We start from the raw sequence: 24338 nt of genomic DNA, 5'->3' as shown, positions 1-24338 counted from the left end.
CAACCATCTTCCTTTTTTTCGTCTGGAGGACAGAACAATGGTCATCGAAGTTTTAGAAGAAGATTATTACGAGAGCTGTAGTGAGCGGGAGGCCAGCTATGCTGATCTCTCGCCGGGATTAGCAGATCAGTTGGATTGCCCCGTTCTCGTGACTGACAGGCTGGTTCTTCGCCCGCCGCATGTCGAAGACGTGGATGCAATTTCCTATCTTGCTAATAACGCCCGCGTCTCCACTATGCTCGCCCGTATGCCTCATCCATACACCCGCGAAAATGCCGTGGACTTTGTCGAGCGCGTGCGAAAAGGCGAGATGGGCAATTGCATTTACGCAATTACCCAAGCTGAAACCGGTATCTTTATGGGCTGTTGTGGCATCCATCCGCACAGCCACAGCGAAGGTCTGGAGATCGGCTATTGGCTGGGCGAGCCCTATTGGGGGCATGGTTTTGCCACCGAAGCTGCCCACGCATTGATCGATCTGGCCTTTCGTGCCACGCCAATCGAGCGGTTGCATGTTTCGTGCCACGCCAGCAATAGCGGTTCGCGCAAGGTGATCCATAAGTGCGGTTTCCAGTTCAGCAGCATGGGAATGGCGGATTCACTTGCTGCCGGAAATGTTCCTGTCGAGCGCTATGTTCTCGATCGGCGTACATGGATCGGCCTGAGAAGCTGGCAGTCATAATGATAAAGAATGGCCCTGCGTTTAGAGCGCATCCCGAAAAGTGTGAAACGATTTTCGGATAAGATGCGCGTTAAAACAAATCGTTAGAGCGCAGGGCCGATAATTATCGGGGAATAATATGAACGATATATACGCAATCACCCGCGAGAGGGTGGAGGTTCGGGCGCTGGATAAGGGCGACCTGCATCGGTTTCGTGCGATACGTCTTTCGGCTTTACAGCTTGCGCCGCAAGCTTTTGGATCGACCTTTGAAGAAGAAAATGCCTATTCCGAAAGCGTGTTCGCGCGTCGTCTTGAACAGGTGAATGGTAACGTTATTTTCGGTGCATTTGATGGTGAGAACCTGATGGGCATCGCCGGAATGTTTCGGCATGAGCGCAAATCGGAACGGCACCGTGGCACTTTAGTAAGTGTCTATGTTGCACCCGAAGCGCGCGGGCTGCACCTTGGCAAGGCGCTTGTTCAGCATGTTATCGAACATGCAGCACAGCATGTCGTGATACTGGATGCGAAGGTTGTGGCAACGAATGAGCCTGCCAAGCGCATTTATGACGAGCTTGGCTTCAAATCCTATGGCCTTGAGCGCAAGTCACTTTATGTGCAGGGGCAGTATCTGGATCAGGAACTGCTCTATATCGATTTCAGTGATCCAGCTTGGAAACTGAATTTAAGCTGAAAACCTATGAGTTCTGCTGTTTGCAGGACGCGGGTTTTGCTGTAATTGCAAATCGGATTGCGCGGGACTTTGCACAATCCCAAAGTTTAAGACGCGCTCCGATACAAATACGGTGCGTCACAAGAGGTAAGTTCAATGAAATTTCTCGATCAGGCCAAGATTTACATTCGCTCCGGCGCGGGCGGTGCAGGCGCTGTTTCGTTCCGGCGCGAGAAATTTCTTGAATTTGGTGGTCCTGATGGCGGCGATGGTGGTCGCGGTGGTGATGTCTGGGTTGAGGCCGTTGACGGCCTTAACACGCTGATCGATTATCGTTACCAGCAGCATTTCAAGGCTCAGATCGGCATGCACGGCATGGGTCGTAACATGACCGGCGGCAAGGGCAATGATGTTATTCTCAAGGTGCCAGTTGGGACGCAGATTTTCGAAGAAGATAACGAAACGCTGATTTGCGACATTACCGAACTTGGCCAGCGTTATCGACTGGCGAAGGGCGGCAATGGCGGTTTTGGTAATCTGCATTTCACGACATCGCGAAACCGCGCGCCGCGTCATGCCAATCCCGGTCAGGATGGCATTGAGCGCACATTATGGCTGCGCCTGAAACTGATTGCTGATGCGGGTCTGGTTGGATTGCCAAATGCGGGTAAATCCACATTCCTCGCAAGTGTGACGGCTGCAAAGCCAAAGATCGCAGATTATCCTTTTACCACGTTGCATCCAAACCTTGGTGTTTCGCGTGTCGATGGCCGTGAGTTTGTAATTGCGGATATTCCAGGGCTGATTGAAGGTGCAAGCGAAGGTGTGGGCCTCGGTGATCGCTTCCTCGGCCATGTCGAGCGTACCCGCGTGCTATTGCATCTTGTATCGGCGCAGGAAGAAGATGTGGCGAAAGCTTACACGGTTATTCGTGGTGAACTTGAAGCCTATGAACATGGTCTGTCTGAAAAGACGGAAATTGTAGCTCTGTCGCAGATTGATACGATTGATCCTGAGACTCGTAAGGAAAAGATCAAGGCGCTTAAAAAGGCATGTGGACGCGATCCGATGCTGCTTTCAGCTGTCAGCCATGAAGGTTTGAACGATGTTCTGCGTCAGCTTGCGAGTGTGATTGATAAAAGCCGCGCTGCCGAAGCAGGCGCTGTCGAAGAAGAATAAAAATTGGTAATGCGGCGCAGGAACTGAAGACATGCTGAAACAACTCAAAGACTATCGCCGCATTGTTATCAAAATTGGATCTGCGCTGCTCGTGGATCGTTCGACTGGCCTCAAGCAGAGCTGGCTTGAAAGTCTCGGGCAGGACATCGCAAACCTTTCGCGCGCCGGTGTTGAAGTGCTGGTTGTCTCCTCTGGTGCTATCGCATTGGGGCGCACGGTGCTTGGACTGCCAAAGAAATCGCTAAAGCTTGAGGAAAGTCAGGCTGCGGCTGCGGCTGGTCAGATCGCTTTGGCCAAAGCCTATGCCGATGTGTTGGGCGGGCATGGCGTTAAATCGGGTCAGATTCTGCTCACGCTGGATGATACTGAAGAGCGTCGCCGTTATCTCAATGCACGGGCAACAATCGAGACTTTGCTGAAGCTCGGTGCGGTGCCGATCATCAATGAGAATGATACGGTTGCGACGACTGAAATTCGTTATGGTGATAATGATCGTCTGGCTGCGCGCGTAGCCACTATGATGGGCGCTGATCTTCTCATTCTGCTTTCCGATATTGACGGGCTTTACACGGCGCCGCCACATAAAGACCCGAACGCGCAGTTCATACCGCTTGTGGCAAGTATTACGCCACAGATCGAAGCCATGGCGGGTGCTGCTGCTTCCGAGCTTTCGCGCGGGGGTATGAAAACCAAGCTTGATGCAGGCAAGATTGCCAATGCCGCCGGCACGGCCATGATCATTACCTCTGGCACCCGAATGGCACCACTTTCAGCGATTGATCGCGGTGAGCGCGCAACTTTGTTTGAGCCGTCCAATGCGCCGGTCAATGCATGGAAAACGTGGATTTCCGGCAATCTGGAACCCGCTGGTCGTTTGACGGTTGATGCGGGTGCCGCCAAGGCGCTCAAATCTGGCAAGTCGCTGTTGCCCGCCGGTGTCAAAGACATCGAAGGCCAGTTCGAGCGTGGAGACACTGTTGCTGTTCTCAACGAAGATGGTCGTGAAATTGCACGCGGTCTGATCGCATATGACGCTGATGATGCGCGCAAAATTGCTGGTCATAAAAGCGATGAGATCAGTGATATTCTTGGTTATGATGCACGCGCTGCAATGATCCATCGCAATGATCTGGTGGTACGGGGTGTAACCACTAGCGAGACGGAAGAAGCGTAGGGGAAGAGGATGTTGAACAAAGTGGACGCCGGAACTGATATCGCGGCTATTATGGCTGAGGTTGGTCGTAAAGCCAGACAGGCAGCGGCTCCGCTTTCCATTGCTTCGCCTCAACAGAAAAACAAAGCCTTGCTTGCCGCTGCTGATGCCGTTCTGGCAAGCAAAGATGCAATCCTTGAAGCCAATAAGCTCGACCTTGCCAATGCTGCGCAAAGTGGCATGGCGGCTTCGTTTGTGGATCGCCTGACGCTGGATGATAGTCGTATTCAGGCCATCGCCGATGGTATTCGCGCAATTGCTGCTCTGCCTGATCCGGTTGGCGAAGTGATTGCGGAGTGGGATCGCCCGAATGGTCTGCACATTGAGCGTGTGCGCACGCCGCTCGGTGTGATTGGCGTCATCTATGAAAGCCGCCCCAATGTAACGGCAGATGCTGGTGCGCTTTGCCTCAAGGCTGGTAATGCGGTTATTCTGCGCGGCGGTTCTGATTCCGCGCATTCCTCGGCAGCCATTCACAAGGCGCTGGTGGTGGGGTTGGAAGCTGGAAATTTGCCAGTAGATGCGATCCAGATCGTGCCGGTGACGGATCGTGCAGCGGTTGGCGAAATGCTCAAAGGACTGAATGGTGCGATTGATGTGATTGTACCACGCGGCGGCAAAAGCCTTGTCGCACGGGTGCAATCGGAAGCGCGTGTGCCAGTTTTTGCGCATCTCGAAGGCATTTGCCATCTCTACATTGATAAGTCCGCCGATCTTGATATGGCGCGCGCGATTGCGCTCAATTCCAAAATGCGCCGCACTGGAATTTGTGGTTCTGCTGAAACGCTGCTGGTGGACAGTGCAGTGGCTGACACCCATCTTGTGCCAATTTTGCGAGATTTGGCTGCCAAGGGCTGTGAAATACGCGGCAGCGAAGAGGTGTTGGTGCTTTATCCTGATGCTACGCCTGCAACGGAACAAGACTGGTCGACGGAATATCTCGATGCGATCATATCCGTGAAGTTGGTTGACGGCGTTTCAGATGCAATTGCGCATATTGGGCAATATTCATCGCATCATACCGAAGCGGTTATTGCGGAAGATGCAGAGGTTGTGGCGCGTTTCTTCAACGAGATCGACTCGGCTATTCTTTTGCACAACGCCTCGACCCAATTTGCGGATGGCGGTGAGTTTGGCATGGGGGCGGAAATCGGCATTGCTACCGGAAAAATGCATGCGCGTGGTCCGGTCGGTGTCGAACAGCTGACATCGTTCAAATATCGTGTTCGTGGCAATGGTCAGGTTCGGGGCTGATGAAATTCGGCTTCGGGCTGTCCGCGTTAAAAGCCAACTATCCAGATGTTGATGCGCATTATCTGCGTATGCCTTATGTTGAGAAGGGTCTGACTGTTGGCTTGTTTGGCGGCTCGTTCAATCCTCCACATGGGGGGCATGCGCTGGTCGCTGAAATCGCTATTAGGCGCCTGAAGCTCGATCAGCTCTGGTGGATGGTCACACCCGGCAACCCGCTGAAAGATACGCGCGAACTGGCATCGCTTGCAGAGCGTTTAAAGCTGAGCGAAGATATATCGACCGATCCTCGCATTAAGGTTACAGCGCTCGAAGCGGTTTTCCATACGCGCTACACTGCCGATACTCTGGCCCTGATACAAAAAGCCAATCCCGGTGTGCATTTCGTCTGGGTGATGGGTGCGGACAATCTTGCATCGTTTCATCGCTGGCAGCGGTGGCGCGAAATTGCAAAGAATTTCCCCATTGCCGTGATTGATCGCCCGGGCTCAACGCTTGCTTATTTGTCGTCACGGATGGCGCAGACATTCTCGGCCAGTCGTATTGATGAACACTATGCGCCATTGCTGGCACGTCGCGCGCCTCCTGCATGGACCTTTATCCATGGTCCCCGCTCGACATTGTCTTCAAGTGCGCTTCGTAAACAGAAATCGAAAAAGTGAATGGGCTTAACAAGCCAAAACTCTTGAAAGAATGCAGGGACTCTGCCTATCTTACGCATGTACGGTGCTTATAACTGCCGTATTGCGTTGTTCTTGCTGAAAGGAAATACACTGAGAACAGCAATTGAGAAGAAGGCTCACCACGCGCCTTCACCGGTCGGGATGAACGAAACAACTTTCGTGTCCCAGGCCTTCGATGCGGCTTTGGCCAGTCTCGAAAACTCCAAAGCAGAATCCATCATCCCCATCGACATTCGCTCACGATCTTCGATCGGTGATTTTATGATCATCGCATCTGGTCGTTCGCATCGCCATGTTTCGGCTGTCGCGGATCATCTTTTGCAGGCGCTTCGTGAGATGGGCTGCAAAGACATTCGGGTTGAAGGACTCGAAGCTGGTGATTGGGTTCTTATCGATACAGGCGATATTGTCGTCCATATTTTCCGTCCGGAAATCCGTGATTTCTACAATCTGGAAAAGATCTGGATCGACAATGACCTCGAAGACAAACGTGCATCGGGAACTGTGCACTAATCCAGTCTGAGTGAGGGCGCTATGCGTGTGAGTGTGTTTGCCGTGGGCCGGATGAAAGCCGGCCCCGAGCGGGAGTTGGTCGAGCGTTATTTTGACCGTTTTTCCAAGTCTGGACCGCCACTTGGTCTTGAATTCGCCGGTGTGAGCGAAATCCCAGAAAGCCGTGGACAGACGGCAGAGCTACGCAAAGCCGAAGAAGCACAGCGCATTAATGAAGCACTGGATAATGGTGCCGCGTTGATTTTACTCGACGAGCGCGGGAAGACGCTTGGTTCGGAAGATTTTGCCGAACGTATTGGTCGTATGCGTGATGATGGCAAACGGCAGTTGATTGTCGCCATTGGTGGCCCGGATGGACACGACCCGGCATTGCGCTCGCGTGCTGATCTGGTTTTAGCTCTGGGTGCTTTAACGTGGCCGCATCAGATCGCCCGCATTTTGGTTGCTGAGCAATTATATCGGGCCGCAACAATTCTTGCAGGGCATCCGTATCACCGATCCTAATTCTTTCATGTTCTTCTCATAACTGATGCAACGGGTCGGGTTTCGTAACTGCCTCGTGCATCATTTGAAGAATTAGATGTCGCTTTCATCGACGAACACAAGGTTGCCGCAGATCGCATTCGTAACTGATCGCGGCTTTCTCAAACCCACGCTTGTTGCGATGTGGGGTGTGCTGCGTCACTTAACGCAGCCCGGTATTGTGCATTTCTGGGGCGACGGTCTCCAAGATGAAGATTGGGAGGCTGTGCACCGCGTGGCAGCCACAAATCCAGCCGTAACACTCAATAGCTTGCGTTTGACTGCAGATGATCTGGAAGGTGCCAAGGGGCCAACCTCGCATATTTCGGCGGCTACAATGGGGCGACTTCATATACCGTCGCGTATTTCTGGCCGCGTTCTTTATATTGATGGTGATACGCAAGTGGTGGGTGATGTCTCCCCTCTTTTCGCGCTTGATCTTAATGGTTGTCCGATTGGTGCGGTGCGCGATTGCGTTGTGGCGAAATGGTCGTCGCGCAGTCTCAAGGTGCGCGAAAAATCGATACCACGTGTGCGTGAATTGCAAGAATTGATGCAGCAAAGCGATATCTCGCGTTACTTTAATGCTGGTGTTCTTTTGCTGGATACCGATGCCATTCGCGCAGAACCCGAACTGCATCAGGCCATGCATGATTTGGCCCGAGCATCTGCTTATGCGCTGGGTGACCAGGATCACCTGAACAACGTCTTTCTGGGTCGCGTACATCTGCTCAACCCGGCCTATAATTCATCATGGAGTCAAGTGGCGCGGCAGCGGCGTCATATTGCGCGGCTTGGCGGCGATGCTGAGGAAAGCAGAGTTAGCCCTGAGATCATTGTCCATTTTCATGGTCCTGAAAAACCATGGAAAAGGCCACGTCGCGATCTCTGGAAACATCGCGCTCGCGCGGTTTGGCGCTATCGTCGTGAGATGCATGAATATGCACAGAGCTATCCTGATCTTTTGCCGTAATATTGCGCGCTTGCTATCTATGGCTAACAATTCCTTAATGCTCTCGGGCTAGTTTTGGCCTTGTTTCTTTCAGATATAGCGCGCCATGAATTCTGTTTGCCCTTTCTCAAAGCTGCCTTTGCTCGCTCTTTTGCGGGCTGGCTTTGCTGCGACTGCGCTTTTGGCAGGTGCGTCTCAGTCCTATGCGCAACAGGCTATTCAGCAGCAGCGCGATCAGGCAGCAAGTGAATATGAGCAGCTAACCACCGAATTGTCGGTGACGGGTGACAAGCTCAAACAGCTTGAAGGCGAGGTGGCGAACCTCAAGAAAGATCAGGCGACGATTACGGCTGCACTCATTCAGTCTGCAAAGACGGATAAGAAGTTACAGCAGGATATTGCTGATAGTGCCGATAAGCTTGAATCCTTGCGTGAGCAGGAAGATGGCATTCGAACGTCTTTGCGTGCGCGACGCGGGGTTCTGGCGGAAGTTTTGGCAGCCTTGCAGCGTATGGGGTTGAACCCGCCACCTGCGATCCTTGTGAGACCAGATGATGCGCTCGCATCGGTGAGGAGTGCTGTACTGCTTGGAGCCGTTGTGCCGGAAATGCGTGGTCAGGTTGAAGAGCTGACGGGTGATCTTGACGATATGCAGCGGGTGACTGCATCCATATCGCAGGAGCAGGAGAGGCTCAAAGAAACACGCACGCAACAGGCGGAAGAGCAAAAGCGTCAATCACTTCTTCTTGAAGAAAAAAAGAAGTTGCAGTCACAATCCGAGCAGGAAATTGAAGCCCAGCGTAAACGCTCTGAAGAGCTTGCAGATCGGGCAGGCAGCCTGAAAGAGCTGATTGACGGGCTTGATAAGCAAATGGCGGGCGTACGCGATGCTGCGGATGCAGCGCGCAAGGCCGAAGCTGAACGCCTTGCAAAAGCGCAGGAAAAGGCCGGAGAATCAACGCCTGATGAGAACCGCCTTCATGCGCAGATAGATTTTGCATCGTTACAGGGAAGGCTGGCGCTGCCTGCCGCTGGAAAGACGATCCGGCATTTTGCAGAGAAGGATGGTGTCGGCGGCAACATGATGGGGCAGGTGGTTGAAACCTTGCCCGCTGCCACGATTACGTCACCTTCCGATGGCGTTGTGTTATATGCAGGAACATTCAGATCTTATGGACAGCTCTTGATCCTCGATGCTGGCAATGGATATCATATTGTCATGGCTGGCATGGGTCGAATCGACGTTGCTCAGGGTCAGTTCGTTTTGGCGGGTGAGCCTGTTGGCGCGATGGGAGAAAAACTTCTCGCAAGTGTTGCACCAATTGAGGTGGGCAATGGCGCTCCATTGCTCTACATTGAGTTTCGAAAAGATGGAAAACCCGTTGATCCGGCCCCATGGTGGACCGAGCGGCTTTCTGGAAGGACACAAAATGATACGTAAACTGTCGCTGCTGTTCGCCGGAGCCCTGTTGGGCGCGTCAGCCATGGTGATGGTTCAGGGCGCGCCTGCTTCCACTGCTTTTGCAGCAGCGGGAAAAGACAGCGATGTCTATAAGGACCTGGCTCTTTTCGGTGATATTTTTGAGCGTGTGCGCCAGCAATATGTGACGCCGCCTGATGATAAGAAGCTGACGGAAAGTGCGATCAACGGCATGTTGACCTCGCTTGATCCGCACTCTTCTTACCTCAACCCGGAAGCAGCGCAGGACATGCGCGTGCAGACCAAGGGTGAATTTGGTGGTCTTGGCATTGAAGTCACGATGGACAACGACCTTGTAAAGGTCATTGCGCCGATTGATGACACGCCTGCTTCAAAAGCTGGTGTTCTCGCGGGCGATCTGATCAGCAAGATTGATGGCACGGAAGTGCGTGGTCTGAGCCTCAGTGACGCGGTGGAAAAGATGCGTGGTGAGGTTGGTTCGCCGATTGAACTGACCCTTATTCGCGAAGGTGCGGAAAAGCCGATCACGCTCAAGATTGATCGCGCTGTGATCAAGGTGAAGGCTGTTCGATCGCGTGTTGAAAATGACGTTGGCTACTTGCGTGTGATTTCGTTTACGGAACAGACTTCTGATGATCTGCGTAAGGCAATCAAGGATATTCAGGAAAAGATTCCAGGCGATAAGCTCAAGGGCTATGTGCTTGATCTTCGTCTCAATCCGGGTGGTTTGCTTGATCAGGCTGTCGCTGTTTCAGACACTTTCCTCGACAAGGGCGAAATTGTTTCGACCCGTGGTCGTGATCCGCAGGATGTAACCCGTTTTGATGCACGCAAGGGTGATCTTGTTGATGGAAAGCCGGTGATCGTGCTGATCAATGGCGGTTCAGCCAGTGCGTCTGAAATTGTAGCTGGTGCATTGCAGGATCATCGCCGCGCCACGGTGCTTGGCACGCAGTCCTTCGGCAAGGGCTCGGTCCAGACGATCATTCCACTGGGTGAAAATGGTTCGCTGCGTCTGACGACCGCGCTCTATTACACGCCGTCGGGCAAGTCGATTCAGGGCAAGGGTATTACGCCGGACATCAAAGTTGAGCAGCCGTTGCCGCCAGAAATGCTCGGTCAGGATGTTGTGCGTGGTGAGTCCGAGCTTAAGGGCCACATCAAAGGTAATGCTGAAGACGATCAGGGATCGGGATCGGCTGCCTATGTGCCGCTTGAAGCCAAGGATGACGTGCAGCTCAATGAAGCATTGAAGCTCCTGCGTGGTGAAGTCGCCAATGCGTCATTCCCACCAGACCCCAAGAAAGCCGTTTTGAACTAACTGGTTTTCGATGTGACAATTATAGACGCGGGAGTTCAGGCTTCCGCGTTTTCTTTTTGTCGCACGTCAATAACATTGAAACACTATAAACTGCCGCATAAGACTTATTCAAACCCCCGCATACGGAGATACCATGTCGAAGCACAAAGGCCTTGTCGATCCTGAAAGCCTACCTTATCGGCCCTGCGTTGGGCTGATGGTACTCAATAAGGCTGGTCTCGTCTGGGCGGGTCGCCGCATCGTCATTCCGGGTGATGAAATGGATGGAGCAACACAGCTTTGGCAGATGCCACAGGGCGGTATCGACAAAGGTGAAGACCCTGCTGTTGCTTCGTTGCGTGAGCTTTATGAAGAAACCGGCATGAAGTCGGTCACTTTGCTTGAAGAAGCACCAAACTGGATCAATTATGATCTGCCACCGCATCTTGTTGGTCAGGCGCTTAAGGGCAAATATCGCGGACAGACTCAAAAGTGGTTTGCTTACCGTTTTGAAGGTGATGAGAGCGAAATCGCGATCAACCCGCCGCCCGGTGGACACACGGCTGAGTTTGAGGAATGGGCGTGGAAGCCCATGCAGGAATTGCCTGAGCTGATCGTGCCTTTCAAGCGCAAGGTTTATGAAGAGGTCGTGAGCGCTTTCCAGCATCTCGCACCATAATTTGTAAGCCCTCTTGTTTGCTAAGCCGACTCATTGTCAACTCGCTAAAGGCGCGTCGGAGATGTGCTCTGATAGGGAGAGATGCTTATGGATGGTATGAGTCTTCTTGTATTTCTGTTCGTTGGTCTGATTGCAGGTTGGCTGGCAGGCAAAGTCGTGCAGGGCGGTGGCTTTGGTCTCATCGGTAATATTATTGTCGGTGTGATTGGGGCCTTCTTTGCAGGTTGGTTGTTGCCGCGTCTCGGCTTTTCGGTGGGCGGCGGCGTGATCGCTTCCATCGTCAATGCGTTTATTGGTGCGGCAATCCTTTTGATTATTCTGCGGATCGTCAAACGCGTTTGACGAAATTTTTGCCCGGTTGTCACAACCGGGCGACTTTCTTTCAAAGCTTGGAAAAATGACACCGAATTCAAAGCTGTCGCTTGGTTTGGCTTTAACGGCTGCCGCTGGTTTTGTTGATGGAATAGCCTTTCTGGAATTGGGAGGCTTTTTTGCTTCTTTCATGAGTGGCAACACGACACAGCTTGGTCTCGCCATCGCCAGACAGCCGGATATTATGGGCCGGATAATTGTCTGGCTTCCGGTTGCGCTGATCGGTTTGTTTTTTGCTGGCGCCCTGTTCGGCACGCTTGTCGTTCGTGCTTATGGCCGAAATGGTAGTATTGCCGTCATGGCGATTGTGGCGTTGACACTCGTTCTGGTCTGCGTCTTGCGCCATTTCCGACTGGATTTGATCCATCCGGTGTTGATGCTTGCGGCTGCTATGGGCGCACAAAATGCCGCCGTACAGCCGATTGGTTCTGCGCGCTTGGGTGTTACTTATGTAACCGGAACGCTCTTTAATTCAGCAGCCGATCTTGCTGGGTATATACGCGGAGAAGTTCCGCGCTGGCGTTGGTTGCAACATTTTTCCGTCTGGCTTTCGCTGATGATCGGAGCGGTTTGTGGCGGCTTGGGGCATTATTTTATTGGACTGGATGCACTCTATATTCCAGTCGTTATGATCGCTGCCGTTATGGCGATTTATTGGCGTATTGGTTAGCTAAACAGCGATTTCTCGCTCTCGACCAGCTCTGAAATTAGCGCCGAAACTGCCGTGACACGCCGCAAGGTGCGTGCGGATTCGTGATACGTGAGCCAATAGGCGCGCCGGATCGTACGATCTGGGAACAGCGGTACAAGATCGGGATCAGCCCGCGCAATAAACGCATGAAGGATGCCAATACCAGCACCTGCTCGAACCGCTTCCACCTGACCAAGCGCACTGGAGACCTCGAAATCTGGCTTCCAGTCGCGGCTTATTTCAGGGGCATATGCCAGTGATGGGTTGACCACAAGATCTTCGACATAGCCAATCAGTCGGTGGTTGCTCAGCTCTTCCGTGCTTTGCGGTGTGCCGTGTTCTTCAAGATAGCTGCGATGCGCATATAGGCCGAGCGTATAATCCACGAGCCTGCGGGCAATCAACCGTCCCTGTTCAGGGCGTTCCACGGTAATGGCAATATCTGCCTCGCGTCGTGAAAGCGAAAATGATCGCGGCACGGGAACGAGCTGTATGGTCAGGTCAGGATATTGCTGTGTGAGCCGTGCCAATCGCGGAGCGAGAAAATTCACACCAAAACCATCAGGTGCGCCGATGCGAACTGTGCCGGAGACGGCGACATCGGCGTTGCCAATATTTGAACGTGCCGAAAGCATTTCCGCTTCCATGCGTTCAGCAGCAAGCAGAAATTCTTCGCCCGCGTGGGTAAGTGTCGATCCATTGGTGCGGCGTGTCAAAAGCGTGGTCGACAGAGCTGCTTCAAGTGCAGTCAGCCGACGCGCAACGGTGGTGTGGTTGATACCAAGCCGTTTCGCGGCGCCGAGAATCTGCCCAGAGCGTGCTACCGCCAGAAATATCCGAATATCATCCCAGTTCATGGCATTCTCTGCTAAAGCGTGTTTCTCCGAAAACCGTACTATAAAAAATGCACAACGGATACGCTTTTCAGCGACTTGCAATCATGATTTTGCAGAGTCAAGATATGCGCCAAGAGGGTGACTCTTAATGTCGCCTTATGGAACATAACAGCTGGGAGGCATTTCGATGCGCACTGTAGGACATTTCATCGGCGGCAAGCATGTTGCCGGAAAAAGCGGACGCACCACAGATATTTATCAGCCACTGGACGGTTCGGTGCAGGGCACTGTTGCGCTCGCCACGAAAGATGAAGTGCGTGCGGCAGTCGAAAACGCCAAGGCAGCACAGCCAGCATGGGCTGCGACCAATCCACAGCGCCGCGTGCGTATTCTGCGCAAGTTCCTTGAACTGGTTGAAGCCGAATATGACAGCCTTGCAGAACTGCTTGCCCGCGAACACGGCAAGACGATTGCGGATGCTAAGGGCGACATTCAGCGTGGTCTTGAAGTGGTGGAAGTCTGCCTCGGTTCAGCACATATGCTCAAGGGCGAATTCACTGATAATGCTGGTACAGGTATCGACACCTATTCCATGCGCCAGGCTCTTGGTGTTGTTGCCGGTATTACGCCGTTCAACTTCCCAGCCATGATTCCGCTTTGGAAAGCCGGTCCAGCAATTGCTTGCGGTAACGCCTTTATCCTCAAGCCTTCAGAGCGTGATCCGGGCGTACCGATGCGTCTCGCTGAATTGTTCATGGAAGCCGGTCTTCCAGCGGGCATTTTCAACGTCGTCAATGGCGACAAGGATGCGGTCGACGCGCTGCTTGACGATCCAGACGTGCAGGCCATTGGCTTCGTTGGCTCGACACCAATCGCGCAATATATTTATGGTCGTGGCTGCTCGAACGGCAAGCGCGTTCAATGCTTCGGTGGTGCGAAGAACCACATGCTGATCATGCCAGATGCCGATATGGATCAGACTGTTGATGCGTTGATCGGTGCTGGTTACGGTTCGGCTGGCGAGCGCTGCATGGCAATTTCTGTTGCTGTCCCTGTTGGTGAAGACACCGCAAACCGTCTGATGGAAAAGCTCATTCCACGTGTTGAAGCGCTGAAAATCGGCACCTCGACTGACAATTCTGCCGACTACGGTCCGCTGGTCTCGAAAGCAGCCCTTGATCGTGTGCGCGGCTATGTTGATCTTGGCGTTGAAGAAGGCGCGAAGCTCGTTGTCGATGGCCGTGGCTTCAAGATGCAGGGCTATGAAGATGGCTTCTACATGGGCGGCTGTCTCTTCGACAATGTCACCTCCGACATGCGCATCTATAAGGAAGAAATTTTCGGTCCGGTTCTTTCAGTGGTTCGCGCCAAGACCTACGAAGAAGCGCTCGCTCTGCCGAACGAACATGAATACGGCAATGGCGTCGCGATCTTTACCCGTGATGGCGATGCGGCACGCGATTTCGCAAGCCGCGTTCAGGTCGGCATGGTAGGTATCAATGTGCCGATCCCGGTTCCAATCGCTTACTACACCTTCGGCGGCTGGAAAGCTTCGGGCTTCGGTGATCTCAACCAGCACGGCCCGGATGCATTCCGCTTCTACACCAAGACCAAGACTGTTACCTCGCGTTGGCCGTCTGGCGTTAAGGATGGTGCAGAATTCGTCATCCCGACGATGAAGTAACACCAGACTTTTTTCATGTTGTGCGTCCTCGCTTCGCTGCGGGCGCACGGCATGGCGTTAAGAATGGCGCAGAGTTCGTCATTCCAACGATGAAGTAACCTACTTCTCATGAGGTTGCGCGTTCCCGTAAGCAGTACGCGCCACCTTACTTCTCCCTCCAAGTGAGAGACCTCGCCCATGGTGCCCCCGCCATAGGCGAGGTTTTCTTTATGTAATCTCTGCAACGAAACAGGTGCACTTTTCCTGAACCCACACTAGATTACGTCTTATCGAGAATATCAGGAGACGGATTTATGAGCGGAAAAATCAATCAGCGGATCGTCCTTGCATCGCGCCCGGATGGAAAGCCAAGTGCCGACAATTTCCGTCTTGATGAAGCCGCAATCCCTGAGCCGGGTGAAGGCGAAGTTCTGCTTAAAATCCGCTATCTGTCGCTTGATCCCTATATGCGCGGGCGCATGAGTGCAGCCAAATCCTATGCTGCTCCGGTCGAGATCGGCGCTCCAATGGAAGGCGGTACAGTCGGCGAAGTTGTGAAAAGCAACAGTGCGGGCTTTCTTCCCGGCGACTTTGTTCTCTCCCATTCAGGCTGGCAGAGCTTTGCGGTTGTCGATGCATCGACGTTGCGCAAGCTTGACTCGAAACAAGCGCCGGTTACGACTGCTCTTGGCGTCATGGGTATGCCGGGCTTCACTGCCTATTCAGGACTTCTGACAATCGGTCAGCCCAAAGAGGGTGAAACAGTTGTGGTAGCCGCCGCGACTGGCCCGGTTGGCTCTGCTGTCGGTCAGATTGCCAAGCTTAAAGGTGCGCGTGCCATCGGTATTGCGGGTGGACCCGACAAATGCAAAGCACTGATTGATGAATTTGGCTTTGATGAAGCACTTGATCATCGCAGTGCGAATTTTGCTCAGGAATTGGCGCTGGCTTGCCCGAAAGGCATTGATGTTTATTTCGAGAATGTCGGCGGCAAGGTTTTCGATGCGGTTCTGCCGCTTCTCAATCCGTTTGCACGTATTCCCGTGTGCGGTCTGATTGCGCAATATAATCAGAAGGGCGCGTTTGATGGACCGGATCGGATGCCGCTGCTGATGCGCGATATTCTGACCAAGAGCCTGACTATTCGCGGTTTCATTCAGCGTGATTTTGCCGATCAGCGTCCAGCTTTTTATCATGATATGGCGAAGTGGATTGCCGATGGTCATGTCCGCTACCGTGAAGATATTGTTGAAGGGCTTGAAAACGCGCCAAAAGCTTTCATTTCAATGCTCGAAGGCGGCAATTTCGGTAAGCTCATCGTGAAACTGACATAAGCAGACAATATTCTGCTTGCAGAACTGCCTTCCGGGCATAATGCTGTATCGTCTAATCCGGGGCACGAGTCTTTCTTGAAGGCAGGCAGAATATGGGAGAACGCCATCAGGCGGGCATAGGCGAGGGCGGAAATCCGGGACGCGAGCGTCAGGATGAAGCCCAGCGTATTCTTGAGCGGCTGGCGCGCGAGCAAACCGGCCCGCAAGCCATGGTTCGGCGTGGGCTTTCTCGTACAAGCAAACATCTCTCTGCCGATGATGCGCCCGAAAACGATCCTATCGAACTCTGGGCCACGCGCGTCGGGCGCTGGCTTGGCCTCATCATCACGCTGGCGATTATCGTCTGGCTGATATCCTATCTCATGCAAAGCCAGGTTTAACATGACGCTTTCTGCGCCTTCGGACGCGACAACCGTTATTGTCATCTCAAGCCATGTCGTGCGCGGTTCCGTTGGAAATCGCGCCGCTGTATTCGCACTCGAAACGCTCGGTTTCCCAGTTTGGGCTGTGCCGACAGTGGTACTGCCGTGGCATCCGGGCCATGGTCCTGCGGGGCGAATTGTGCCGCCTCCACAAGAGTTTGCAACACTGATGCAGGATCTTGAGCGCGCCCCTTGGCTTGGGGAGGTGGGCGCTATTCTGACAGGTTATCTCGGCAATCCTGAACAAGCAGAGGCGGTTGCCGGACTTGTTAAAAAGGTGAAGGAGCGCAATCCAAATGCGCTGTATCTCTGCGACCCGGTGATTGGTGATCAGAAAGGGCTTTATGTACCGGAAGCGACGGCGGTCGGTATTCGTGATCATCTGATGCCGCTTGCCGATATTGCAACGCCCAATCGTTTTGAGCTTTCATGGCTGACGGGTGTTGAACTCGAAGACAACAAGGCATTGATGGAAGCAGCCCTTGATACCGGACCGGCAACGATGCTGGTGACATCAGCCTTCCCGCTGATGACCGGAAGTATCGGTAACATTTTACTGACGCCGACTTCAGCACTTATGGCGGAGCATCGCTGCGTTGACGGGCCGACCAATGGTCTTGGCGATCTTACTTCTGCTGTATTCCTTGCGCGAAGACTGGCTGGCTTTTCGGAGGAGAAATCTCTCCAAAGCACTACAGCTGCCGTCTTTGAAATCATGGCGCGTTCAGCGAAACGCGGTGCCGATGAGTTGATGCTGGAAGCCGATGCATCGAGTTTGGCCAAGCCTATGGCCATGGTGCAGACAAGACGGCTGGTTCATCCGACCAAAGGCTTGCGTGCATAGTGCATTTATAAGCGGCAACGGGTCGCAAGGATTATGGCTTGATGTTTTTTGATTGCTCTGCGTTTTCGATAGGGATAATGGAAAGTCATGGCTGATATTCCAGATACACTCCTCGCCGGTTACCAAACCTTTATGAGCGAGCATTTCGCGTCTGAAACGGCACGTTATAAGGAACTCGCTGAAAAAGGTCAGGCACCAGAAACGCTGGTCATTGCCTGCTGCGATTCCCGCGCCGCTCCAGAAACAATTTTCAATACCGCTCCCGGTGAGATTTTCGTTCTTCGTAACGTTGCAAATCTCATCCCGCCTTATGAGCCGGATGGCGAATTCCATGCGGCTTCGGCGGCGCTAGAGTTTGCTGTGCAGAGCCTCAAGGTGAAAAATATCGTCGTCATGGGCCATGGCCGATGCGGTGGTATCAAGGCGGCTCTTGATACACAATTTGCGCCGCTCTCACCAAGCGATTTCATAGGCAAATGGATGAGCCTGATTGCTCCGGCTGCCGAAACGATCAGCGGCAATGAACTGATGACACCGACGGAGCGCCAGACAGCGCTGGAACGCATTTCGATCCGCTATTCGCTCAACAATCTTCGCACATTCCCATGTGTCGATATTCTTGAGAAGAAGGGTAAGCTCACCCTGTATGGCGCGTGGTTCGACATTTCGACCGGCGAACTTTGGGTTATGGACCAGCAGACGGGTGATTTTAAGAGACCCGAAGGGGCAGTTGTAAACGCCTCTGAAGCAACAGCATAAAACAAAAAAGCCCCGATTTTCGGGGCTTTTCTTTATTGTTTATAGGACGAAGCACAATGTCTGCTTCGCCATATCTATAATTACTCGTCGATTGCTTTGCCCATGACAGCAATAGCGCGCTGGTAAACCTGCGCAGCATTCCAACCCTGGATCGCACCATAGTTTGGCTCTCCCGGCTGGAAGCCAGCGCCGCGTTTCCAGCCGTGGCCGACGAGGAAGTTGGCGGTCGAATAAAGAGCGTCAGCCTTTGAACGCGCCATGTCGATATGGCCGCTGCCATCACCATCGACGCCGTATTTCAGAACGTTGACTGGCAGGAACTGTGTCTGGCCGATTTCGCCGTGCATTGCGCCAACCGCATTCGGATCGAGATCCTGATTGTCGATCAGCTTGAGTGCTGCGTAAAGCTGCTGTGTGAAGTAGTCGCTGCGGCGGCAGTCATAAGCCAGTGTAGCAACCGCCGAAAGCGTGTGCTGCTTGCCAAGATAAGCGCCGAAGCCGGTTTCCATGCCCCAGATTGCGATCAATGGACCAGCAGGAACGCCGTAACGCTTTTCGATTGCTGCGAAGAGCGCTGCATTCTGCTTCTTGATCGACTTGCCACGCTGAATAATGGTGTTTGCACCACGCTTCTGCATGAACTGCTCAAACGTCAGCTTGAAGCTCTTCTGATTGCGGTCGGCATTGATGGTAGCCTGCGCATATTTTGTATTCTTCAGAGCGTTGATGGCGCGATTGCCAATGCCGCGCGACTGCGCTTCCTTGACTGTCTGCTGGAGCCAGGCATTATAGCCAGCGCCATTGTTGCCACACTGGGCTGCTTCGACGATGCTTGTACCAGCCATCATGCTCACTGCAAGTACTGCTGCTGCCGTCCATGTCCGGCCCTTGGCAAACAATGCCATTCGTTTCTCCTTCGGAGTTGATTCTACCTCGGCGCGAATTTGCCATTCTTTACACCGAATGTCATGCTGCAATGGGCCTATAAGCCCGAAGAACAGCGGCGCGCTTATAATCCTTTTTCCACGTAATCTTCAAGTTTTAGTAAACTGGTGCGAAATTGCCTGCATTTATGGGCCAAATAGCCGTTTAAAAGTGCTGTTTTCTGGCTTTTGCTTGACATGACAGGCTCTCCACTTTAAAGCGACAGCCAGTCTATCCGCGATCTCTAGAACGCGAGCCACCGACCGGGACCCATTTGGTATAAAAAGATCCCGGAGGTCCACATCCGACAGCGCGATGCGCCCTCGGGTGTTGTATCGCTTTGGTTGGTTCTTGAACTGGTTTGGTCAAAGAACGATCTATCCCGATGAAGCACTGAGCGTCCTCGCGGATTAAAAGGAAATTAGATGTTTGAATCACTTCAGGAGCGTCTTGGCTCCATTCTGAACGGCCTGACCGGACGCGGCGCTCTCTCTGAAAGCGACGTGGCGGCTGCGCTGCGCGAAGTGCGTCGTGCGCTGATCGAAGCCGACGTTTCGCTGGAAGTGGTTCGTTCTTTCACTGACCGCGTTCGCGAGAAGGCTGTCGGCGCAGAGATTCTCAAAAGCATCAAGCCCGGCCAGATGGTCGTTAAGATCGTCCATGACGAACTTATCGAAATGCTTGGCACCGAAGGCGTTACAGTTGATCTGAATGCACCGGCACCTGTCGTCATTATGATGGTTGGTTTGCAGGGTTCGGGTAAGACAACAACGACGGGCAAGCTTTCCAAGCGCCTGACAGAACGTCAACGCAAAAAGGTGCTGATGGCGTCGCTTGATACGCGTCGTCCGGCAGCGCAGGAACAGCTCCGTCAGCTCGGTATCCAGACTTCTGTTGATACATTGCCAATCATCGCCGGCCAGTCGCCGGTTGAAATCGCCAAGCGCGCCGTTCAGGCTGCAAAGCTCGGCGGTCATGATGTAGTGATCCTCGATACCGCTGGTCGCACGCATATCGACGAGCCGCTGATGGTGGAAATGGCGGATATCCGCAAAGCCGCCAATCCTCATGAAATTCTGCTCGTGGCAGACAGTCTGACTGGTCAGGACGCGGTAAACCTCGCGCGCAACTTCGATGAGCGCGTTGGCATCACCGGTATTGTTCTCACCCGTATGGATGGTGATGGCCGTGGCGGTGCTGCACTTTCGATGCGCGCAATCACCGGCAAGCCAATCAAGTTGATCGCCACTGGCGAAAAAATGGATGCGCTTGAGGAGTTTTATCCAAAGCGTATTGCCGACCGTATTCTTGGCATGGGCGACATTGTTTCGCTGGTCGAAAAGGCTGCTGAAAACATCGATGCGGAAAAAGCCGCAGCGATGGCCAAAAAGATGCAGTCGGGCAAGTTCGATCTCAATGATCTTGCCGATCAGCTTGGCCAGATGAAAAAGCTCGGCGGCATGGGCAGCATCATGGGTATGATGCCCGGCATGGGCGGAATGAAGGACAAGGCAGCAGCTGCCGGTCTTGACGACAAGGTATTTGATCGTCAGCTGGCCATCATCGGTTCGATGACAAAGGCCGAGCGCGCCAATCCTGATCTTCTCAAGCACAGCCGCAAGCAGCGCATCGCTAAGGGTTCTGGCACCAGTTCTGCCGACATTAACAAGCTTCTCAAGATGCACCGCCAGATGGCCGACATGATGAAAGTCATGGGTAAGGGCAAGGGCGGAATGATGAAGCAGATGATGGGTGGTCTTGCTGGCAAGATGGGCCTCGGTGGTCTTGGCGGTGGAATGGGTGGTATGCCTGATCTGTCCAAGATGGATCCTAAGCAGCTTGAAGCGCTGGCCAAACAGGCAGAAGCCGCTGGTTTGACCAAAGGCGGCGGAATGCCTGGTCTTCCCGGTGGAGGTCTGCCGGGTTTGGGCGGTCCTAAACTTCCCGGTTTTGGTGGCGGTCTTCCCGGCCTGCCAAAGAAGAAGTGAGTAAGATGGCTGACGAACAGAACACCGTACCCGCTGAACTTCTCTCTCTGCGTGCTTCCATCGATAATATCGATGCGGCACTCATCCATATGCTTGCTGAGCGTTTTCGCTGCACAAAAGCTGTTGGTGTATTGAAAGCCGAGCGCGGCCTTGCTGCTGCTGACCCGGCCCGCGAGAAGCGTCAGGTCGAGCGTCTGCGTGCGCTGGCTGTTGATGCCCATCTCGATCCCGATTTTGCTGAAAAATTCCTGAACTTCATCGTGAAGGAAGTCATTCGGCACCATGAGCATGCCGCTGCAAATCACAGCGGAAACTGAATAGCCAAACTGGCTTAACCGATTGCCCGACAGGGCAGAATAATTGACTAAAGGAAAGAAAAAATGGCTCTTAAGATCCGTCTCGCCCGCGCTGGCTCCAAGAAGCGTCCTTACTACCACGTTGTTGTTGCTGACGCTCGCAGCCCACGCGATGGCCGTTTCATCGAAACCGTTGGTGCATGGAACCCAATGCTTGCGAAAGACGCAGAGCGCGTAAAGCTCGACGCTGACCGCATCCAGCATTGGATTGCACAGGGCGCACAGCCAACCGATCGCGTTCTTCGCTTCCTCGATCAGGCCGGTATTGCAAAGCGTGAAGAACGCAGCAACCTGACCAAGGGTCTGCCAGGCAAGAAGGCTCAGGAACGTCTTGCTATGGCTAAGCAGGCTGAAGAAGATGCAGCTGCAAAGGCTGCTGCTGAAGCTGAAGCCGCTGCTGCCGCAGCAGCTGCACCAGCTGAAGAAGCTGCAAGCGAATAATTTTTCGCAACTTGCGAAAGAAAAGGCAGCGGAGCAATCCGCTGCCTTTTTTATTTGGTTTTCGACTTCGAGCAAATCGACTGGAAAATGCCGGAATTTCGTCTATCTTATTGATTTGACGGCTCGCATTTTCGTGAATGCGCATATGCGAGCATAGAGTTTTACAGCGCTGAAAAGGCGCCTTGTTCAGGAGAATACCATGTCGGCTGTAACGGCTATTCGTGCGTTTTCATTCCGTCGCATTTTCGTTGCTCTGGGTTTGGCTGTTTTGGTTCCACTGCTTTCAGCGTGCGGTTTCAACACAATTCCAACCAATGATGAAAAAGCCAAAGCTGCTTGGAGCGAAGTGCAGAACCAGTACCAGCGCCGCGCTGATCTGGTGCCCAATCTGGTAGAAACAGTGAAGGGCTATGCTGCGCACGAAAAGGAAACGCTGGAAGCCGTGATCGAAGCACGTGCCAAGGCGACACAGGTGCAGATCACGCCAGAGACATTGAACAATCCTGAACTCTTCAAGCAGTTTCAGGATAATCAGGCAAACCTCACCAGCGCGCTTTCGCGCCTGATGGTAGTAGTGGAGCGTTATCCTGATCTGAAGGCCAATCAGAACTTCCTTGCGTTGCAATCGCAGCTGGAAGGCACGGAAAACCGCATAGCTGTCGCACGGCGTGATTATATTGAAGCGGTCCGCGTCTATAATACATCGATCCGCACGATGCCGACGATGATCTGGACATGGATCTGGTATCGCGATGCTGCACCAATGCAGACATTTAGTGCCGATGCGTCAAGCCAGAGCGCTCCACAGGTCAAGTTTTAACAACGGAGCCTGCGCCCGTGGCAGCTTTGCTCCCAATGCGTAAAGCCGTGGTTCGTGGCCTGAATGGGCCGCGAATGCTCGCGGCGTTTCTGCTTTTCCTGTTTGCAAGCTTTGTTGCAGTTGGCGCCAATGCGCAGGATGCGGCAAAGCCAGCGCAAGCACTGACAGGTCGTGTGGTTGATGCGGCTGGGATTATCGATCCGTCACAGTTGCAGCAACTCACACAGAAGTTGGCTGATTTTGAAGCAAATTCATCCGATCAGGTGGTCGTGGTAACGGTGCCGAGCCTCAATGGCGAAGACATTGAAAGCTATTCCAATCGTCTGTTCCGGGCTTGGGCCTTAGGGCAGAAGCAGGAGAACAATGGTGTTCTGCTGGTTGTGGCACCCAATGATCGTAAGGTGCGTATCGAGGTCGGTTACGGGCTTGAAGGTACGATGACCGATGCGCTTTCGAGCGTCATCATTAATGGCACGATCATTCCGGAATTTCGTAGCGGCAATTACTCTGATGGTATTGTGCAAGGTGTCGACGGCATTTTGTCGGTTCTTTCCGGTGATGCTGCTGAGCTTGAAGCGCGTGCCAAGCGGAATGTTCAGACCAGTTCCGGGTCCGATGATATTGATTGGGTCTTTGTTATCTTCATCATCTTCTGGGCCGTGATCTTCTTTGGCGGCTTTGGCATGGCGATCCTGGCACCGATCTTTGGACAAAAGATCGGCCCCGGAAAATATCGCTGGCTGGGAATGGTGATGGATTTCAATTCCCGTGGCGGCTCCGGCGGTGGCGGTGGATTTTCTGGCGGTGGTGGCGGTTGGTCATCAGGCAGCAGCAGTGGTGGTGGCGGCTTCTCCGGCGGCGGTGGTTCGTCCGGTGGCGGTGGCGCTTCGGGTAGCTGGTAAGGGAGACATCTGTGAGTTCTAAAAACCTTATCAGCGGACAGGATCACGAGCGTATTGCTGTTGCCATCCGGGATGCGGAAGCTAATACGAGTGGTGAAATCTACGCAGTTCTGGCCCGTACCAGCGATGATTATTTCTTCGCGGCAGGTTTTGTTGCGACCTGTGGCATTCTGATTGCTTCGGTTATCATGGCCTTCCTCGCACATTGGTACTGGTTCGATATCAGCCTGCCGATGTTTGGCCTCGCGATACTTGCAGCTTTTGCCACAGCGATGCTGCTTCTGTGGTTGGTTCCATCTATTCGCATGTTGCTGGTGCCGCGTCGTATTCGCTACAAGCGCGCGCATTTGAATGCTTTGCAGCAGTTTCTGGCACGCAATGTCCATATCACCGAACACCGAACTGGCATTTTGCTGTTTGTTTCTATGGCTGAACATTATGCGGAAGTGATTGCCGATGCAGGCATTCATGCGCGGGTGGAACAGGAAGAATGGAACGAGATCGTTGCTACGCTGACGCAGCATGCATCACGCTCGGAAGTGGCTGAAGGTTTCGTGCTGGCCATTGGTCAGGCAGGTAAATTGCTGGAGAAACATTTTCCGGCAGGCGCGCATAATATCAATGAATTGGATGACCATTTGATCGAGCTTTAAGCGCGATTAGCAGCACCAGATTCGGCCATGATTTGTGGCGAAATTTAGCTTTTGTGACGCTTACGTAAAGAAGCTGTGTCATTTCCGTACAGCCTCGACGGCACATTCTGAAATTTTTCAAAAGCTTTCCGAAGTTTTGTTCCAATTTAAATGGATTAGATGCGTATTTTCTGACTTTCACGGAAATATTTGGTTGTTTTCAACGATTTGTCATCGAAACGAGCGGGCAATCTGCTAGTTTGGCGCGCATTGCCATCATGACA

General features: G+C 53.1%; 27 protein-coding genes. 25 read left to right on the top strand and 2 right to left on the bottom strand.

Annotation, left to right across the window (positions count from 1 at the left end; translation table 11 throughout):
* Positions 1-37: 37 nt before the first annotated feature.
* The 14 genes from J2782_RS19135 (at position 38) to J2782_RS19070 (ending at position 12112) form a co-directional block, all read left to right on the top strand.
* Positions 38-682 carry a GNAT family N-acetyltransferase gene (locus J2782_RS19135; protein WP_310015448.1) on the top strand — a complete coding sequence of 215 codons (645 nt, stop codon included), beginning with the start codon at positions 38-40 and terminating at the stop codon, positions 680-682.
* A gap of 118 nt (positions 683-800) precedes the next feature.
* Complete coding sequence (locus J2782_RS19130) at positions 801-1358, top strand: GNAT family N-acetyltransferase (RefSeq protein ID WP_310015446.1); 558 nt, start codon at positions 801-803, stop codon at positions 1356-1358.
* 135 nt (positions 1359-1493) lie between these two features.
* A complete protein-coding gene (gene obgE / locus J2782_RS19125; RefSeq protein ID WP_250041302.1) occupies positions 1494-2516 on the top strand; it encodes a GTPase ObgE in 1023 nt (340 codons plus the stop codon).
* Positions 2517-2547: 31 nt separating this feature from the next.
* Positions 2548-3690 (top strand): glutamate 5-kinase, encoded by a 1143-nt coding sequence (proB, locus tag J2782_RS19120; RefSeq protein ID WP_310015443.1) that lies wholly within the window; start codon positions 2548-2550, stop codon positions 3688-3690.
* 9 nt (positions 3691-3699) lie between these two features.
* Positions 3700-4983, top strand: coding sequence for a glutamate-5-semialdehyde dehydrogenase (locus J2782_RS19115; protein WP_310015441.1), 1284 nt, complete (start codon positions 3700-3702; stop codon positions 4981-4983).
* The gene (locus J2782_RS19110; protein WP_310015439.1) at positions 4983-5642 is read left to right on the top strand and encodes a nicotinate-nucleotide adenylyltransferase; all 660 of its coding nucleotides are present in this window, start codon (positions 4983-4985) and stop codon (positions 5640-5642) included. The genes J2782_RS19115 and J2782_RS19110 overlap by 1 nt, the downstream gene beginning before the upstream one ends.
* A gap of 162 nt (positions 5643-5804) precedes the next feature.
* Complete coding sequence (gene rsfS / locus J2782_RS19105) at positions 5805-6176, top strand: ribosome silencing factor (protein WP_310015487.1); 372 nt, start codon at positions 5805-5807, stop codon at positions 6174-6176.
* Between the two features lie 21 nt (positions 6177-6197).
* Positions 6198-6680, top strand: coding sequence for a 23S rRNA (pseudouridine(1915)-N(3))-methyltransferase RlmH (gene rlmH, locus J2782_RS19100; RefSeq protein WP_310015437.1), 483 nt, complete (start codon positions 6198-6200; stop codon positions 6678-6680).
* 76 nt (positions 6681-6756) lie between these two features.
* The gene (locus J2782_RS19095; protein WP_310015435.1) at positions 6757-7671 is read left to right on the top strand and encodes a glycosyltransferase family 8 protein; all 915 of its coding nucleotides are present in this window, start codon (positions 6757-6759) and stop codon (positions 7669-7671) included.
* 85 nt (positions 7672-7756) lie between these two features.
* The gene (locus J2782_RS19090) at positions 7757-9091 is read left to right on the top strand and encodes a murein hydrolase activator EnvC family protein (RefSeq protein WP_310015432.1); all 1335 of its coding nucleotides are present in this window, start codon (positions 7757-7759) and stop codon (positions 9089-9091) included.
* Positions 9081-10412, top strand: coding sequence for a S41 family peptidase (locus J2782_RS19085; RefSeq protein ID WP_250041288.1), 1332 nt, complete (start codon positions 9081-9083; stop codon positions 10410-10412). The genes J2782_RS19090 and J2782_RS19085 overlap by 11 nt, the downstream gene beginning before the upstream one ends.
* Before the next feature lie 133 nt (positions 10413-10545).
* Positions 10546-11070, top strand: coding sequence for an RNA pyrophosphohydrolase (locus J2782_RS19080; RefSeq protein ID WP_310015430.1), 525 nt, complete (start codon positions 10546-10548; stop codon positions 11068-11070).
* An 87-nt stretch (positions 11071-11157) separates the two neighbouring features.
* The gene (locus J2782_RS19075) at positions 11158-11412 is read left to right on the top strand and encodes a GlsB/YeaQ/YmgE family stress response membrane protein (protein ID WP_250041285.1); all 255 of its coding nucleotides are present in this window, start codon (positions 11158-11160) and stop codon (positions 11410-11412) included.
* A 55-nt stretch (positions 11413-11467) separates the two neighbouring features.
* On the top strand, positions 11468-12112 hold the full coding sequence (locus J2782_RS19070; protein WP_310015428.1) for a YoaK family protein: 645 nt from the start codon (positions 11468-11470) through the stop codon (positions 12110-12112).
* On the opposite strand, the gene J2782_RS19065 is transcribed toward J2782_RS19070, so the two are convergent.
* Complete coding sequence (locus J2782_RS19065; protein ID WP_310015426.1) at positions 12109-12990, bottom strand: LysR family transcriptional regulator; 882 nt, start codon at positions 12988-12990, stop codon at positions 12109-12111. The two genes, J2782_RS19070 and J2782_RS19065, sit on opposite strands and share 4 nt — an antisense overlap.
* 166 nt (positions 12991-13156) lie before the next feature.
* On the opposite strand from J2782_RS19065, the gene J2782_RS19060 reads away from it, so the two are divergent.
* The 5 genes from J2782_RS19060 (at position 13157) to J2782_RS19040 (ending at position 17991) form a co-directional block, all read left to right on the top strand.
* A complete protein-coding gene (locus J2782_RS19060) occupies positions 13157-14653 on the top strand; it encodes a CoA-acylating methylmalonate-semialdehyde dehydrogenase (protein ID WP_310015423.1) in 1497 nt (498 codons plus the stop codon).
* A gap of 293 nt (positions 14654-14946) precedes the next feature.
* Entirely contained in the window at positions 14947-15966 is a 1020-nt protein-coding gene (locus tag J2782_RS19055; RefSeq protein ID WP_310015422.1) for an NADP-dependent oxidoreductase, read from the top strand.
* A gap of 92 nt (positions 15967-16058) precedes the next feature.
* Positions 16059-16346, top strand: a complete 288-nt coding sequence (locus J2782_RS19050; protein ID WP_310015421.1) for a hypothetical protein — start codon at positions 16059-16061, stop codon at positions 16344-16346.
* Between the two features lies 1 nt (position 16347).
* A complete protein-coding gene (gene pdxY / locus J2782_RS19045) occupies positions 16348-17232 on the top strand; it encodes a pyridoxal kinase PdxY (protein WP_310015420.1) in 885 nt (294 codons plus the stop codon).
* A gap of 87 nt (positions 17233-17319) precedes the next feature.
* Positions 17320-17991 carry a carbonic anhydrase gene (locus J2782_RS19040; RefSeq protein WP_310015418.1) on the top strand — a complete coding sequence of 224 codons (672 nt, stop codon included), beginning with the start codon at positions 17320-17322 and terminating at the stop codon, positions 17989-17991.
* Positions 17992-18071: 80 nt separating this feature from the next.
* Here J2782_RS19040 and J2782_RS19035 read toward each other — a convergent pair whose 3' ends face one another.
* A complete protein-coding gene (locus J2782_RS19035; RefSeq protein WP_310015417.1) occupies positions 18072-18896 on the bottom strand; it encodes a lytic murein transglycosylase in 825 nt (274 codons plus the stop codon).
* A gap of 444 nt (positions 18897-19340) precedes the next feature.
* On the opposite strand from J2782_RS19035, the gene ffh reads away from it, so the two are divergent.
* The 6 genes from ffh to J2782_RS19005 all read left to right on the top strand — a co-directional run bounded on the left by ffh (position 19341) and on the right by J2782_RS19005 (position 24075).
* Positions 19341-20903 carry a signal recognition particle protein gene (ffh, locus tag J2782_RS19030; protein ID WP_310015415.1) on the top strand — a complete coding sequence of 521 codons (1563 nt, stop codon included), beginning with the start codon at positions 19341-19343 and terminating at the stop codon, positions 20901-20903.
* 5 nt (positions 20904-20908) lie between these two features.
* Positions 20909-21220, top strand: a complete 312-nt coding sequence (locus tag J2782_RS19025) for a chorismate mutase (RefSeq protein WP_036566570.1) — start codon at positions 20909-20911, stop codon at positions 21218-21220.
* A gap of 63 nt (positions 21221-21283) precedes the next feature.
* Positions 21284-21700: a 30S ribosomal protein S16 gene (gene rpsP / locus J2782_RS19020; protein ID WP_250041261.1), complete on the top strand. Its 417-nt coding sequence runs from the start codon at positions 21284-21286 to the stop codon at positions 21698-21700.
* A 199-nt stretch (positions 21701-21899) separates the two neighbouring features.
* On the top strand, positions 21900-22520 hold the full coding sequence (locus J2782_RS19015) for a LemA family protein (protein WP_250041259.1): 621 nt from the start codon (positions 21900-21902) through the stop codon (positions 22518-22520).
* 89 nt (positions 22521-22609) lie between these two features.
* The gene (locus J2782_RS19010; RefSeq protein WP_310015486.1) at positions 22610-23422 is read left to right on the top strand and encodes a TPM domain-containing protein; all 813 of its coding nucleotides are present in this window, start codon (positions 22610-22612) and stop codon (positions 23420-23422) included.
* A gap of 11 nt (positions 23423-23433) precedes the next feature.
* On the top strand, positions 23434-24075 hold the full coding sequence (locus J2782_RS19005; protein ID WP_310015411.1) for a TPM domain-containing protein: 642 nt from the start codon (positions 23434-23436) through the stop codon (positions 24073-24075).
* Positions 24076-24338 lie beyond the last annotated feature (263 nt).

The sequence above is a fragment of the Brucella pseudogrignonensis genome (assembly GCF_031454375.1).
In the GTDB taxonomy this organism is placed as follows: domain Bacteria; phylum Pseudomonadota; class Alphaproteobacteria; order Rhizobiales; family Rhizobiaceae; genus Brucella; species Brucella pseudogrignonensis_A.
Note: the sequence above shows the minus strand (reverse complement) of the source record. Positions and strands in the feature narration are given on the sequence as shown.

What these genes read in the sequence shown, in the direction of transcription:
- rpsP (WP_250041261.1), top strand. Translation starts at nt 21,284, where the DNA reads ATGGCTCTTAAGATCCGTCTCGCCCGCGCTGGCTCCAAGAAGCGTCCT.
- J2782_RS19095 (WP_310015435.1), top strand. Translation starts at nt 6,757, where the DNA reads ATGTCGCTTTCATCGACGAACACAAGGTTGCCGCAGATCGCATTCGTA.
- J2782_RS19055 (WP_310015422.1), top strand. Translation starts at nt 14,947, where the DNA reads ATGAGCGGAAAAATCAATCAGCGGATCGTCCTTGCATCGCGCCCGGAT.
- rsfS (WP_310015487.1), top strand. Translation starts at nt 5,805, where the DNA reads ATGAACGAAACAACTTTCGTGTCCCAGGCCTTCGATGCGGCTTTGGCC.
- J2782_RS19090 (WP_310015432.1), top strand. Translation starts at nt 7,757, where the DNA reads ATGAATTCTGTTTGCCCTTTCTCAAAGCTGCCTTTGCTCGCTCTTTTG.
- ffh (WP_310015415.1), top strand. Translation starts at nt 19,341, where the DNA reads ATGTTTGAATCACTTCAGGAGCGTCTTGGCTCCATTCTGAACGGCCTG.
- J2782_RS19015 (WP_250041259.1), top strand. Translation starts at nt 21,900, where the DNA reads ATGTCGGCTGTAACGGCTATTCGTGCGTTTTCATTCCGTCGCATTTTC.
- J2782_RS19115 (WP_310015441.1), top strand. Translation starts at nt 3,700, where the DNA reads ATGTTGAACAAAGTGGACGCCGGAACTGATATCGCGGCTATTATGGCT.
- pdxY (WP_310015420.1), top strand. Translation starts at nt 16,348, where the DNA reads ATGACGCTTTCTGCGCCTTCGGACGCGACAACCGTTATTGTCATCTCA.
- J2782_RS19085 (WP_250041288.1), top strand. Translation starts at nt 9,081, where the DNA reads ATGATACGTAAACTGTCGCTGCTGTTCGCCGGAGCCCTGTTGGGCGCG.
- J2782_RS19110 (WP_310015439.1), top strand. Translation starts at nt 4,983, where the DNA reads ATGAAATTCGGCTTCGGGCTGTCCGCGTTAAAAGCCAACTATCCAGAT.
- J2782_RS19135 (WP_310015448.1), top strand. Translation starts at nt 38, where the DNA reads ATGGTCATCGAAGTTTTAGAAGAAGATTATTACGAGAGCTGTAGTGAG.
- J2782_RS19035 (WP_310015417.1), bottom strand. Translation starts at nt 18,896, where the DNA reads ATGGCATTGTTTGCCAAGGGCCGGACATGGACGGCAGCAGCAGTACTT.
- J2782_RS19075 (WP_250041285.1), top strand. Translation starts at nt 11,158, where the DNA reads ATGGATGGTATGAGTCTTCTTGTATTTCTGTTCGTTGGTCTGATTGCA.
- J2782_RS19065 (WP_310015426.1), bottom strand. Translation starts at nt 12,990, where the DNA reads ATGAACTGGGATGATATTCGGATATTTCTGGCGGTAGCACGCTCTGGG.
- proB (WP_310015443.1), top strand. Translation starts at nt 2,548, where the DNA reads ATGCTGAAACAACTCAAAGACTATCGCCGCATTGTTATCAAAATTGGA.
- J2782_RS19025 (WP_036566570.1), top strand. Translation starts at nt 20,909, where the DNA reads ATGGCTGACGAACAGAACACCGTACCCGCTGAACTTCTCTCTCTGCGT.
- J2782_RS19130 (WP_310015446.1), top strand. Translation starts at nt 801, where the DNA reads ATGAACGATATATACGCAATCACCCGCGAGAGGGTGGAGGTTCGGGCG.
- J2782_RS19060 (WP_310015423.1), top strand. Translation starts at nt 13,157, where the DNA reads ATGCGCACTGTAGGACATTTCATCGGCGGCAAGCATGTTGCCGGAAAA.
- rlmH (WP_310015437.1), top strand. Translation starts at nt 6,198, where the DNA reads ATGCGTGTGAGTGTGTTTGCCGTGGGCCGGATGAAAGCCGGCCCCGAG.
- J2782_RS19040 (WP_310015418.1), top strand. Translation starts at nt 17,320, where the DNA reads ATGGCTGATATTCCAGATACACTCCTCGCCGGTTACCAAACCTTTATG.
- J2782_RS19050 (WP_310015421.1), top strand. Translation starts at nt 16,059, where the DNA reads ATGGGAGAACGCCATCAGGCGGGCATAGGCGAGGGCGGAAATCCGGGA.
- J2782_RS19080 (WP_310015430.1), top strand. Translation starts at nt 10,546, where the DNA reads ATGTCGAAGCACAAAGGCCTTGTCGATCCTGAAAGCCTACCTTATCGG.
- obgE (WP_250041302.1), top strand. Translation starts at nt 1,494, where the DNA reads ATGAAATTTCTCGATCAGGCCAAGATTTACATTCGCTCCGGCGCGGGC.
- J2782_RS19070 (WP_310015428.1), top strand. Translation starts at nt 11,468, where the DNA reads ATGACACCGAATTCAAAGCTGTCGCTTGGTTTGGCTTTAACGGCTGCC.